The organism is Clostridium sp., assembly GCF_026168755.1.
GTDB lineage: Bacteria > Bacillota > Clostridia > Clostridiales > Clostridiaceae > Clostridium.
The window spans coordinates 1-13,375 of sequence record NZ_JAPFDR010000059.1 but is presented as its reverse complement, the minus strand read 5'-3'; the positions used below and the strand labels follow the sequence as shown (position 1 = coordinate 13,375).

11 protein-coding genes, 2 tRNA genes and 1 rRNA gene are annotated in these 13,375 nt (G+C 28.4%); 12 read left to right on the top strand and 2 right to left on the bottom strand.

The window, feature by feature from the left end:
- Positions 1-66: 66 nt before the first annotated feature.
- Positions 67-140 (top strand) — tRNA-Gly (locus tag Q0Y03_RS13845).
- A 60-nt stretch (positions 141-200) separates the two neighbouring features.
- Here the strand turns inward: Q0Y03_RS13845 and Q0Y03_RS13840 are convergent.
- Positions 201-1,070 (bottom strand): AraC family transcriptional regulator, encoded by an 870-nt coding sequence (locus Q0Y03_RS13840; RefSeq protein WP_297714400.1) that lies wholly within the window; start codon positions 1,068-1,070, stop codon positions 201-203.
- Positions 1,071-1,268: 198 nt separating this feature from the next.
- Here Q0Y03_RS13840 and Q0Y03_RS13835 point away from each other — a divergent pair, with 198 nt between their 5' ends.
- The 10 genes from Q0Y03_RS13835 to Q0Y03_RS13790 all read left to right on the top strand — a co-directional run bounded on the left by Q0Y03_RS13835 (position 1,269) and on the right by Q0Y03_RS13790 (position 11,860).
- Positions 1,269-2,162: a sugar ABC transporter permease gene (locus Q0Y03_RS13835; RefSeq protein ID WP_297714399.1), complete on the top strand. Its 894-nt coding sequence runs from the start codon at positions 1,269-1,271 to the stop codon at positions 2,160-2,162.
- Between the two features lie 93 nt (positions 2,163-2,255).
- On the top strand, positions 2,256-3,113 hold the full coding sequence (locus Q0Y03_RS13830; RefSeq protein WP_297714401.1) for a carbohydrate ABC transporter permease: 858 nt from the start codon (positions 2,256-2,258) through the stop codon (positions 3,111-3,113).
- Positions 3,114-3,125: 12 nt separating this feature from the next.
- Positions 3,126-5,285 carry a 1,3-beta-galactosyl-N-acetylhexosamine phosphorylase gene (gene gnpA / locus Q0Y03_RS13825; RefSeq protein WP_297714398.1) on the top strand — a complete coding sequence of 720 codons (2,160 nt, stop codon included), beginning with the start codon at positions 3,126-3,128 and terminating at the stop codon, positions 5,283-5,285.
- 92 nt (positions 5,286-5,377) lie between these two features.
- Positions 5,378-5,536 (top strand): hypothetical protein, encoded by a 159-nt coding sequence (locus Q0Y03_RS13820; protein ID WP_297714397.1) that lies wholly within the window; start codon positions 5,378-5,380, stop codon positions 5,534-5,536.
- Positions 5,537-5,553: 17 nt separating this feature from the next.
- The gene (locus Q0Y03_RS13815; RefSeq protein WP_297714396.1) at positions 5,554-6,489 is read left to right on the top strand and encodes a sugar phosphate nucleotidyltransferase; all 936 of its coding nucleotides are present in this window, start codon (positions 5,554-5,556) and stop codon (positions 6,487-6,489) included.
- A complete protein-coding gene (locus Q0Y03_RS13810) occupies positions 6,471-7,604 on the top strand; it encodes a phosphotransferase (RefSeq protein ID WP_297714395.1) in 1,134 nt (377 codons plus the stop codon). Before Q0Y03_RS13815 ends, Q0Y03_RS13810 begins: the two co-directional genes overlap by 19 nt.
- 5 nt (positions 7,605-7,609) lie before the next feature.
- On the top strand, positions 7,610-9,022 hold the full coding sequence (locus Q0Y03_RS13805) for a phosphoglucomutase/phosphomannomutase family protein (protein WP_297714394.1): 1,413 nt from the start codon (positions 7,610-7,612) through the stop codon (positions 9,020-9,022).
- A 114-nt stretch (positions 9,023-9,136) separates the two neighbouring features.
- The gene (locus Q0Y03_RS13800; RefSeq protein WP_297714393.1) at positions 9,137-10,513 is read left to right on the top strand and encodes a carbohydrate ABC transporter substrate-binding protein; all 1,377 of its coding nucleotides are present in this window, start codon (positions 9,137-9,139) and stop codon (positions 10,511-10,513) included.
- Positions 10,514-10,637: 124 nt separating this feature from the next.
- Positions 10,638-11,417: a glycerophosphodiester phosphodiesterase family protein gene (locus Q0Y03_RS13795; RefSeq protein WP_297714392.1), complete on the top strand. Its 780-nt coding sequence runs from the start codon at positions 10,638-10,640 to the stop codon at positions 11,415-11,417.
- 77 nt (positions 11,418-11,494) lie between these two features.
- Positions 11,495-11,860: a single-stranded DNA-binding protein gene (locus tag Q0Y03_RS13790; RefSeq protein WP_297714390.1), complete on the top strand. Its 366-nt coding sequence runs from the start codon at positions 11,495-11,497 to the stop codon at positions 11,858-11,860.
- Between the two features lie 677 nt (positions 11,861-12,537).
- Here the strand turns inward: Q0Y03_RS13790 and Q0Y03_RS13785 are convergent.
- Positions 12,538-12,614: transfer RNA gene (locus Q0Y03_RS13785), tRNA-Arg, on the bottom strand.
- A 651-nt stretch (positions 12,615-13,265) separates the two neighbouring features.
- On the opposite strand from Q0Y03_RS13785, the gene Q0Y03_RS13780 reads away from it, so the two are divergent.
- Positions 13,266-13,375, top strand: a 16S ribosomal RNA gene (locus tag Q0Y03_RS13780); the annotation flags it as partial.

Genomic DNA, 13,375 nt, shown 5'->3' with positions numbered 1-13,375 from the left:
ATGGTAGAGCGCCACCTTGCCAAGGTGGATGTTGCGGGTTCGAGTCCCGTCTTTCGCTCCAAATATGCGGGTATCGTATATCGGTAATACTCCAGCCTTCCAAGCTGGAAAGGTGGGTTCGATTCCCACTACCCGCTCCATAAAAAAAGACAATCTATAAGATTGTCTTTTTTTATTATCTTAAATAAAATTAAAATACATTATTTTAAAGTGGTATATTTATTTTTATATGCTCTTGGAGAATCACCAGTGAACTTTTTAAACATTTGACTAAAATAAGAAGAGTTAGAAAATCCGACTATAGTAGAAATATCTCTTATTGAATAATTAGTTGTAGTTAGCAGATTTTTAGATTCTTCGATTCGTCTATTTATTAAATAGTTAATAGGTGAGATTCCCATTTGCTTAGTAAATAGATGAACTAAGTGAAATTTATTTACATAACTTAAGTTAGACAGAATATCTAAAGTTATATTTTCTGAATAATGAGAGTCTATATAATTTTTAATTTTAACACATTCAATATTAAGTTTTTCAGGATTATCAGCAATCAACAATGTAGATTCAGTATTTCTAGAAATATAAATTATAAATAGAGTTAATATACTTTTACATGCTAATTCATAATTAACTTGCTTTTCTTCTACTTCATGTACTAAAGTGTTTAAATAATATAAAATTACACTTTTATTATTGTTTAAATTCATTATTTTATAGTAGGTTGGATTTGGATCATCGCCATTTAATTTAGGTAAACTTTTATTTGCTAATGCCAAATTGTTAATAGCAAATACTATATATTCTAATTGATCCATACGATTATAAGATGATTTTTCAGTATGTGGACAGTTTGGATTAATAATAATTAAATCACCTTCCTTAACGGCAACATCAATGGAATCAATTTCCATAATTCCATTACCGTGAGTTATAAAAAAAATTTCAGTAAATGGATGGAAGTGAGAAGTACTATGCCAATCTTCACCGTATTTTGATTTACTTATATAAAGTAGTTCAAAATCAATATTATAAATATTTTTTTCATTAACATTATATCTTGTATTACTCATAAAACACCCCTAAACATATTCTATCAATTATACCATTATAATACAAAAATTAAACGTTTACCATAGTTTTTTTTAGAATATATTGCTTGATTAGCAATATAACTAAAAAATAAAGCAATAATTTTGTTGTGTAAAAGATTACAAAAGCATAGAATATAATTAAGAAATGTAATAAAAAGGTAAAGGGGAGTGGTTTAATTGAGAAAAAATAGTAAATCCAAAAAACTTTTTATAGGATTGTCTGTTATACCAGCAGTTATTTTATTTTTCATTTTTATGATAATGCCAACTATAAGCGTGTTTTGGATGTCATTATTTAAATGGGGGGGATTAAGTAATAATAAGAAATTTGTAGGGCTTAATAATTTCATTATATTGTTTAAAGATGAAAAATTTATAAAGTCATTTCAAAACACATTATTCCTAATTGTGTTTGTAAGTATTGTAACACTAGTACTAGCTATTTCATTAGCAGCAATATTAATTAGAAAAGATATTAAGTTTAACAATTTTTTCAGAATAGTTTTTTACTTACCAAATATTCTTTCTGTAGTTGTTATATCAGCTATATTTTCAGCAATATTAGATCCAAATCAAGGTATTATAAATGCGACATTAAGTTTATTTAAATTGGATAATTGGCAAAGAATGTGGTTAGGAGATCCTAAAACTGTAGTATGGTGTATTTCTATTGCTATGATATGGCAAGCTGTTGGGTACTATATGGTTATGTATATGTCAGCTATGAGTAGTGTTCCAGAAAGTTTATATGAAGCAGCTGACTTAGAAGGAGCTTCTAAAATTCATCAATTCTTTAGTATAACTTTACCACTTGTATGGGGAACAGTTAGAACAACTTTAACTTTCTTTATAATAAGTTGCATCAATTTAAGTTTCCTATTTGTAAAAGTAATGACTAGTGGAGGACCAGATGGAGCTTCAGAAACAGTATTAGGATATATGTACAAGCAAGCTTATGGTAACTCTTCATATGGATATGGTATGGCTATAGGAGTTGTAATTTTCTTATTCTCATTTGGATTATCTTTAATTCTTAGCAAAATAACAGAAAGAGAAGTAATAGAGTATTAGGAGGTGTTAGATATGCAAAATGTTACTGAAAAACAAGTTAATTATAAACAATCAGATATTAAGAAGAAAAAAAATAAGTCATCTAGTAATTTAATGAAAGCATTTATATATTTATGCTTAATATTATTTACATTAAGTATATTGATACCTTTAGGATGGTCAATACTTGCTTCTTTTAAAGATAAGTCAGAATTTTATGGTAGTCCATGGGCTTTACCAAAAGGATTTCAGTTAGAAAACTTTACAAATGCATTCGTTAAGTCACATATGGGAGAATATTTCTTAAATTCTGTATTTGTAACTGGACTTGCATTGATAATTCTTTTAGTTATTGCTATACCAGCAGCTTATGTATTATCAAGATTTAATTTTAAAAGTAGAAAATTAATAAACACATTATTTGCAGCTGGATTATTTATAAATGTTAACTATATTGTAGTTCCAATATTTTTATTAATACTTGATGCAGATAAGTTAATAAAACAAGTATTTGCACTTCCTCTTGCTATGACGGTATTTTTAGATAATAAAATTGTATTAGCTTTAGTTTATGCTTCAACAGCATTGCCTTTTACAATTTATTTATTATCTAACTATTTACGTACATTACCAAAGGCTTATGAAGAAGCAGCAACAATAGATGGATGTACTCATTTTCAAACATTAATTAAGGTAATAATTCCAATGGCTAAACCAAGTATTATAACTGTAGTACTATTTCAATTCTTAGCTTTTTGGAATGAATATATAATTGCATTAACATTACTTCCAAATTCGTCAAAAACTTTACCAGTTGGATTATTGAATTTAATGCAAGTACAAAAAACAGCAACAGATTATGGAGCTATGTATGCAGGATTAGTTATAGTAATGATTCCAACAATAATACTTTATATTTTAGTACAAAAACAATTAACTGAAGGAATGACAGTAGGCGGTATAAAAGAATAGGGGGAAAGAAAGATGAATAAAGGAAGAGTAACAATACCGACAGATGATAATTTTATCAAAGAAACTATGGAAATAGCAGAAAAATGGGGAGCAGATGGAATAAGAGATTGCGATGGATTTAAGCTTCCTAAAGAAATAAAAGGGTTAGCAGAAAGAATATATTCAACTTACTTTGTTGCACGTGGAGATAATAAATGGGCAGAAGCGAATAAAGAAGAGTTACAACAGACATATTTAATGAGTAAGTACCATGTTGCAAGTGAAGATAAATTAAGAATTAAAATAATGGATGGATATTTTAGTGAACAAGTTCAACCTGATACTTATCATGATATAAAAACATGGTGGGAAGTAATAGATAGAACTACAAATGAAGTAGTTGATACAGGATTATGGAGTTATGATGAAAAGTCTCAAGAAGTTATTATAGAAAATGTTAATAAATGGCATGAATATACTGTAACATTTTTAGCTTATTGTCTTTGGGATCCAACCCAAATGTATAATCACATTACAAATAATTGGGGGGACAAGCCACATGAGATGCCATTTGATGCAAGAAAGCCTAAGAGTAATAAATATATTTTTGAAGCTATGCATAAGTGGTTAGATGAACATCCAGAATCTAATATAGTAAGGTTTACAACATTCTTTTATCATTTTACATTAATATTTAATGATTTAGCTAAGGAAAAGTTTGTTGATTGGTTTGGATATAGCTCAAGTGTAAGCCCAGAAGCGTTAGGGGCTTTTAAGGAAGAAAAAGGTTATGCATTAAGACCAGAAGATATAGTTGACCAAGGATATTATAATTCTCCATTTAGGGTGCCTTCTAGACAATATTTAGATTATATAGATTTTCAACAAAGGTTTGTAGCAGAGAATGTTAAGAAGCTTGTTGATATAGTTCATGAAGACGGAAGAGAAGCAATGATGTTTTTAGGGGATAACTGGATAGGAACAGAACCTTACGGTAAATATTTTAGCAGTATAGGATTAGATGGAGTAGTTGGATCTGTTGGAGGAGGAGCAACACTTAGAATGATTGCAGATATTCCAGGAGTTAAATATACAGAAGGTAGATTTTTACCATACTTTTTTCCTGATACATTTTTCGAGGGAAATGATCCTTGTATAGAGGCAAAGGAAAATTGGATAACAGCAAGAAGGGCATTAATGAGAAAACCAGTAGATAGAATTGGTTATGGTGGATATTTATCATTAGCATATAAGTTTCCTAAATTTGTTGAGTATATTGAAAGTGTATGTAATGAGTTTAGAGAAATTTATGATAATATAGGTGGAAATAAACCATATTGTGGATTGAAAGTTGGAATATTAAATTGTTGGGGAAAGCTTAGAACGTGGCAAACTCATATGGTTGCGCATGCTTTATGGTATAAGCAAATATACACTTATTTAGGTATTATAGAATCTTTAAGTGGAATGAGTTTTGATGTAGAATTTATAAGTTTTGATGATATTAAGGAGAATGGTATTCCAAAGGATATGGATGTAATTATTAATGCTGGTGATGCAGGGACTGCATTTAGTGGTGGAGAAAAGTGGTTAGATACAGAAATTATAACTACTATAAGAGAATGGATATATAATGGTGGAGGATTTGTTGGTGTTGGAGAACCATCAGCAGTTCTTGAAGGAGGACATTTCTTCCAATTATCAGAAGCTTTAGGTGTAGATAAAGAATTAGGGTTTTCATTAAGTACAGATAAATACTTTAATAAAGAATTAGATAAGCATTTTATTACAGCTGATGTAACTGGTGAAATAGATTTTGGAGAAGGACAAAAGAATGTATATGCTAAGAGCAAAGATACAGAAATTATTTGCTATAGAAATGGAGATTTATTAATGTCATCTAATGATTATGGAAAGGGAAGAGCTATATATATAGCTGGATTACCATACTCTATTGAAAATACACGTATACTTATGAGAAGTTGTTTCTATGCTGCTCATAAAGAAGATAAGATGAAAATATGGTATGCAGATAATTTAAATTGCGAGGTTTCAGCATATTTAGAAAGTAACAAATATGCAGTAATTAATAATTCACATGAAAAACAAATTACATTTGTATATGATGGAAATGGAAATAAGACGGAAGTTGAATTACAACCAGGGGAAATTAAGTGGAACAAAATTAGTTAAAGTTATAAGTTAGTAGTTAGTATATAAATTTGGAGGTATATTACAATAGAAAATTTTATAATTGACTACTAACTACCTATAGGGGTGATTTTATGGTTAAGAAGATAATTTATATTTTAATATTTATTATATCAGTGATATTAGTTATAAAGGGGAATACAATAAATGGATATAATGGGCTTCTTATTATGTTTATAGGATTAGCTGGATTACTTGCAGAGTTATATTCATATAATAAAAAATATCAGTAAAAGGGAGAGAAATATATATGAAACCAATATTATTAATAATGGCAGCAGGACTTGGAAGTAGATATGGTGGGTTAAAACAAATAGATAAGATTGGTCCAAATGGAGAGATATTATTAGAATTAGCTGTCCATGATGCAATAAAGGCAGGATTTGAAAAAATAGTTTTTATACTAAGAGAAGAAATAGAAGAAGAGTTTAAAGAACTTATAGGAAATAAACTTGAGAAATATGCAGAAATAAGATATGCAATTCAAAAAATAGATAATTTACCACAAGGCTATACTGTTCCAACAGGTAGAACTAAGCCATGGGGAACAGGGCAAGCTATATTATGTGCTAAGGATGTAGTTGATGCTCCATTTGTTGCAATAAATGCAGATGATTTTTATGGGCAAGAGGCTTTCAATAAAATATATGAATTTTTAACTACAAATAATGATGAAAATATGTATGGAATGATTGGGTATAAATTATGTAATACACTTTCAGAAAATGGACATGTTGCAAGAGGTGTTTGTAAAGTAAAAGATGGTTACTTAGAAGAAGTTGTTGAAAGAACAAAAATAATAAAGAGAGGTGAAGCAGCTTTCTATACTGAGGATGAAGTTAATTGGATTGAATTAGAATATAATTCTCCAGTATCAATGAATATGTGGGCATTTAATACTAATATATTTGAGGCTCTTGAAGAGCAATTTAAGACTTTTTTAGATACAGAAGCAATCAAAGATCCAAAGAAGAGTGAATACTTTATACCTTCAGTTGTAAGTTCACTTCTAGCAAATAATAAAATAAAAGTAAAAGTTATGGAATCTAAGGATAAATGGTATGGAGTTACATATCAAGAGGATAAATATATTGTAAGAGCAGCTATAGAGGGTATGATAAAAGATGGAATTTACAATAAAAATATATGGGAGGAAATAAAACCAAGATGCATGACGAATGTTTAAAAATTACAACAGAAGCTCTTGAGGCTATTAATTTTAAAGGTGATATTGTAAATGTCAAATCTTTTGGAAGTGGAATTATAAATGATACATTTTTAGTTGTATGTAAGAATAATGATAATAAAGAAGAGAAATATATTTTGCAAAAGATTAATCATTCAATTTTTAAAAATGTTGAGAAATTAATGGAAAACTACTGTAATGTATGTGATTATTTAAAAGAGGTAGTCAAAAATAATCATGGAGATATAGATAGACAAACCATAACAGTAATTCCTACTAAGGAAGGAAAAAGCTTTTTTAAAGATTCATTAGGGAATTATTGGAGAGCTATTAAGTTTATTTCTAATACTATAACTTATGATGTTTTAGAGTCAGCAAATGATTTTTATAAAGCTGGAAAGGCATTTGGAGAATTTCAAAATATGTTATCAGAATATAAAGCAGAAACTTTATATGAATCTATACCTAACTTTCATAATACAAAGGAAAGGTTTAAAACATTCCTAGGTGCAATTGAAAATAATAAGGCTAATAGATTAGATAAAGTAATAGAAGAAGTAAGCTTTATATTAGAAAGAAAAAATGACACTTCTATGCTACTTGATATGTATGAAAGGGGAGAATTACCTTTAAGGGTTACTCATAATGATACGAAGATAAGCAATATTCTTATGGATGAGAAAACTAAAGAAGGAATTTGTGTTATTGATTTAGATACAATAATGCCTGGACTTTCATTATATGATTTTGGAGATGCAATAAGAAGTGGAGCAACACATGCATTAGAAGATGAAAAAGATTTAAGCAAAGTATATGTTGATTTAGAATTTTTTGAAGCATTTACAAAAGGATTTTTAGAAGGAACAGATGGTAGCCTTACTAAAAATGAAATTAAAATGTTACCTATGGGTGCAAAAGTAATTACTTTAGAACAAGGAATTAGATTTTTAACTGACTATTTAGATGGTGATGTTTATTATAAAACTAGTTATGAAGAGCAAAATTTGGATAGAACAAGAACTCAACTTAAGCTTGTAAGAGATATGGAATTAAAGTGGGATAAATTAAATAGTATTGTAGATAAATATGTATTAAAAAATATAGTTGAGAGGTGAATTTTATGATTAAATTTGGAACCGGAGGATTTAGAGCAATAATAGGCGAAGATTTCACTAAGGACAATGTTCAACAATTGGCTAGAGCTGTTGCTAGAAAAATGAAGGCTGAGAATGTTGAAAATAGAACTATGGTTGTTGGATATGATAGAAGATTTTTATCTAAGGAAGCAACAATGTGGATATCTGAAGTTTTAGCTTATGAGGGTATTAAAGTGTTATTTATTCATAGGGGGGTACCAACACCTTTAATAATGTTTGAGGTTAAAAGGTTAGGATTAGATTATGGTATGGCAATAACAGCAAGTCATAATCCAGCACTTTATAATGGTGTAAAATTATTTACTAAAGGTGGAAAAGATGCTGATGAAATAGTTACAAATGATGTAGAAAAATATATTAAAGAATTAGAAGGAGAAGAAATAAAGTCAATAGATTTTGAAGAAGGTATTGCTCAAGGATTAATAGAGTATGATAATCCTTTTAATGAATACATTGATTGTATCTTGTCTCAAATAAATGTTGAAGCTATTAGAAATGCACATTTAAGAGTTGTTTTAGATCCAATGTATGGCGTGAGCCAAACTTCATTAAGAACTATACTTGCAACAGCTAGATGTGAATTAGATGTTATTAATGAACGTCATGACACTTTATTTGGTGGGAAGTTACCTACACCAAATGCAGCTAATTTAAGAGCATTACAAAATTATGTTATTGATAGAAAATATGATATTGGTATAGCAACCGATGGTGATGCAGATAGACTTGGAGTTATTGATAACAATGGAAGATTCCTTCATCCTAATGATATTTTAGTTTTATTATATTATTATTTATTAAAATATAAGGGATGGACTGGACCAGTAGTTAGAAACATTGCTACAACAGAGCTTTTAGATAGGGTAGCTAAGAGTTTTGGACAAGAATGTTATGAAGTTCCAGTTGGATTTAAGCATATATCATCTAAGATGATTGAAAGTAATGCAATAATAGGTGGAGAGTCTAGTGGAGGACTTACTGTTAAGGGACATATTCAAGGAAAAGATGGAGTTTATGCAGCATCTCTTTTAGTTGAAATGATAGCAGTAACAGGTAAATCATTATCAGAAATATATGAAGACATATGTAATGAATATGGAAAATTATACATGTCTGAAAGAGATTACAAAATGCCACAAAGGAAGAAAGAAGAATTAATTGATTTATTAATGGTTAAAAAGAAACCAATAAAATTTAACTATGAAGTTGAGAAAGTGTCATATAGAGATGGATATAAGGTATACTTTAAAAATGGAGGTTGGGTAATTGTTCGTTTCTCAGGTACAGAACCTGTATTAAGGGTATTTGCAGAAATGGATTCTTTAGAAAAGGCTGAAGAAATAAGTAAAATTGTTGAGAGTACATTAGGGTTATAAATTATTATAAATTGGCTTAAACGCAAGATAACTAAAAAAAAAAACAAAAATTTTATAGATATAACGTTTACAATAATGTAAAATATAGGTATAAAAGGTAAGGGGGAGTTTTTTATGAGATTTAAAAAATTATCATTTATATTAAGTGCTCTTATTGCAACTACATTATTTGCTGGTTGTGGTAACTCAGCATCTACAGATTCAGGAAAAGGATCAAACGAGTCTGTATCTACAGACTCAGGAGAAGAAAAAGTTTTAAAAATTGCAGCCTTAGATGGTGGACGTGGAGTAGCTCATTGGGAAAAGTTGGTTGAAAATTTTGAAGAAGATCATGAAGGCGTAAAAGTTGAATTAACTACGGCTTCTAATTTAGAAGAAATAATTAGACCACAGATTCAAGGTGGGAATATTCCAGATTTAATATATTTAGCGACTGGTAGACCAGAAGCTTTAACAGAAACTTTTATAAATGAACAAGCTCTACATGATTTAACCGATGTTATGAATATGACTGTTCCTGGTGAAAGTGTAAAGGTAAAAGATAAAATATTAGATGGATTCTTAGATACTTCATCTACAGCTCCATATGGAGATGGTAAAACATATTTAGCGCCATTATTCTATAGTCCTACAGGGTTATTCTATAATAAAGGATTATTTGAAGAGAAGGGGTATGATGTTCCAAAAACTTGGGATGAATTCTTTGCCTTAGGTGATAAAGCAAAAGCTGATGGAATATCTTTATTTGCTTATCCAACAGCAGGATATTTTGACTCTGCTATGCCAGCTATGTTAGCAGCATCAGGTGGTATTGAAGGGTTTAATAAAGCAATGAATTACGAAGAAGGATTCTGGACTTCAGAGGAAGCTACTAGAGTATTAGAAACATTCGCTAAGCTTAAAGATTACACAGAACCATCAGTTGTAGCAAATGCTAATGGAGATAACTACAAAAAGAATCAACAATTAGTTTTAGATAACAAAGCTCTATTTATAAATAATGGAGATTGGTTACCAGGTGAAATGGCAGATGCACCAAGAGCAGATGGGTTTGAATGGGGATTCACAGCATATCCAGCATATGAAGATGGTGGAGATATGTATTCTTATAACTTCTTTGAACAAATGTATATTCCTGCAGAAGCTTCTAATATAGAATTAGCAGAAGAATTTATGGCTTATCTTTATAGTGATGAAGCTGTAGGAATAATTGCAGAGTTAGGAAAATCAGTTGTTCCTGTAGAAGGTGCTATAGAAATAGCTAGTCAATATTTAGATGAATTACAAATTGAAATACTAAGTGTTTATGAAAATGGTGCTAAACCAGTTATGGGTGGATTCGCTGCTACTGAACCAATTGAAGGTCTAGTTTGGAATGATTCTTATGTCTTAATAATAGATTCAATAATGAATGGAACTAAGACTGTTAAAGATTGGCAAAACGAATTAGTTAGTGCATCAGATAGATTAAGAGAAGCTATAATTAAATAATATTAAAAAGAGGTATTTTTCATTAAATACCTCTTTTTATGTAGATAAAATGCATTATTTTGAGTAGAAGTATTAATAATATATTTAAAGAAGTATTAAGTATAATAGAAAGAAGAAGTGAAGTATGAAGATTATAAATAATATTTTAAGAGTAAGTATATTATTATTAATTATAATATTAAATGTTAGTATGAATACATATGGAGATGAGCGTAATATAAAAATGATAGGACATAGAGGTGCTAGTGCTTTAGAGCCTGAAAATACTATACAATCATTTAATAGGGCGGCTAGTATTGGAGCTTGGGGAGTTGAGACAGATATATATGTATTAAAGGATGGAAATATTGTTGTATTTCATGATGCTGATGTTGAAAGGATGACAAATGGTATAGGGGAAATAAAAAATATGAATTTATTAGAAGTAAAAGAACTTAATATAGATAGTGGGAATAATGTTAATAATTATAATAATTTAAAAATACCGACTTTAGACGAATATTTAAATTGTTGTGTTGAAAATAAAGTAACACCAGTTATTGAATTCAAGTTAGTTAATGTGGAAAAAGTTAAGGAAATTGTTGATAAAATAAAAAAATATGGACTTGAAGATAATACTATAATAATATCTACTTCATATGAATGGATAAAATATATTAGAGAGTACAGTGATAAAATTCATTTTCAATATTTAGGTGATATAACTATAGAAAATATTAACTTATTAAAAAAATACGGTAATTATGGAATTGATATTAAAATAGATAAAATAACAAAAGATAAAGTTGATTTAGCTCATTTACATGGTGCAAAAGTTAATGTATGGACTGTAAACAATAAAAAGGATATAAATAAGCTAATTAATATGGGAGTAGATATGATTACTAGCGATTTGGGATTTTAATAAAAATATATTTTATATGTATAAGAAAATGTATTAAGGTCAAGAATTAAGATAGTTAATTCTTGGAGGTGTAAAATATGAATAAAGTTACTTTAGTAGGTAATGTAGTTAATGATTTAGAGTTGAAGAATTATAAGAATGACAAAAAAGAAGGAAAGTATGTTAGATTCACTTTAGCAGTAAATGAATACAATGTTAAAACAAATGAAAGAATAGCAACATTTATAGAAATAGTAGCATTTGATAAAAAAGCTATAATATTAGCTCATAATGTTGCTAAGGGAAGCAAATTAGCTGTTGAGGGAAAGATTAAAACTAGCAATTATGTTAGTGAAACAGGGGAAAAGAAGTATAAGGTTGATATAATTTTAAATGAATTTACTTTTATAGACAGAAAGAAAAAGGTTGTTAATGAAGTAATTAATGAAGAGGTACCATTTTAAAAGACATATATATGTGTAAAAGCTGAAATATACTTTTGCATATTAGATATAACTCATTGATACTATTGTAATAGTTCGATGAGTTATTTTTTATACTATAATATCTTAAAAAGTTTCTATAAAAACTTGCATTATGAGCTACTAAAGGATATTCATATTTTAAAATACATATGAACCTTTTATTAACTTTAAATATCTAATAACTAAAAAAGGGGGGATATACATGTTTAGAAGAAGGAAGACAATATAATAAAAGCAAAAAAAGGTAATAAAGAAGCATTTATTAATTTAATTGAAGAAAATCTTATAAGTATGTATAGAGTTGCAAAAGGCATATTGCTATCGCAGGCAGATATAGATGATGCAATTCAGAATACAATTTTATTATCATTTTTGTGTATTAATTTTAGCAAATATTATAAATTTATATAAGTATTTAATCTATGGAAAAGTAATTTAAGTTAGTTTAAAGATATAATTTTGTAATTCATTAAATATCTCATATAACTTTTCATAGCATTGATCTAGTATATAAAATAAATCTGCTAAGATCTTAGAAGATTTATTATTAATGCAAATATACCTTCTAACAGTGAATTTTTAATTATTTAGTAGTAGTTTTAAAAATTCTATAGCTATGGATACAAAAAACAATTAACATTTATAAAGTGTTAATATGGTGCACCCAGAGGGAGTCGAACCCCCGACGCCTGGATTCGAAGTCCAGCACTCTATCCAACTGAGCTATGAGTGCACAAGATATATAAATTATTATAATATTAAAAAAGATAAATTACTAGAGTTTGTTAAATTACTTTTCTATATTTAATAGTACAAGCTTTGTACATTAAATCTTTATTTACTTTCTTATTTTATTTTTAATAATTTTTATTGGTTAATTAATTAAGTATTTATACATAATATAATCTCCTTAGATTCATATATATTAACTTAGATGGAACTTATATAATTTTAAATTAGTGAAAATATGCAATACTAATATATATAAATCTATAAAAGGAGCTAAAATTATATAAAAATATCCATACTCTTTACCAAGTGTATCAATAATAGAAAAAAAGAGAAAAATATCAAAAAATAAAGAAAATGATAAATAATTTGATTTTATAATACTTATAATACATTTAAGAAAAGAATGCTATGATAAAATAGTCATTGTCCTTAAGGGAAACAGTTAGTAACTTAAACAAGTTAAAAAACTTAAAAAATAAGTTAAAAAAACTGTTGACACAAAAGCGACAAAGTGATAAGATAAGGAAGTCGCTTGAGTGCGACGGACAAATGATCTTTGAAAATTGAACAGAATATAGTTAAAGTAAACCAGCAATTCTTTTGAGAGTCTTAAAACAAAGATTCAAAGTAATTTGAGCAAATGATTAAACTTTTTAGTGAGAGTTTGATCCTGGCTCAGGACGAACGCTGGCGGCGTGCCTAACACATGCAAGTCGAGCGAGTGGAGTTCTTCGGAACAAAGCTAGCGGCGGACGGGTGAGT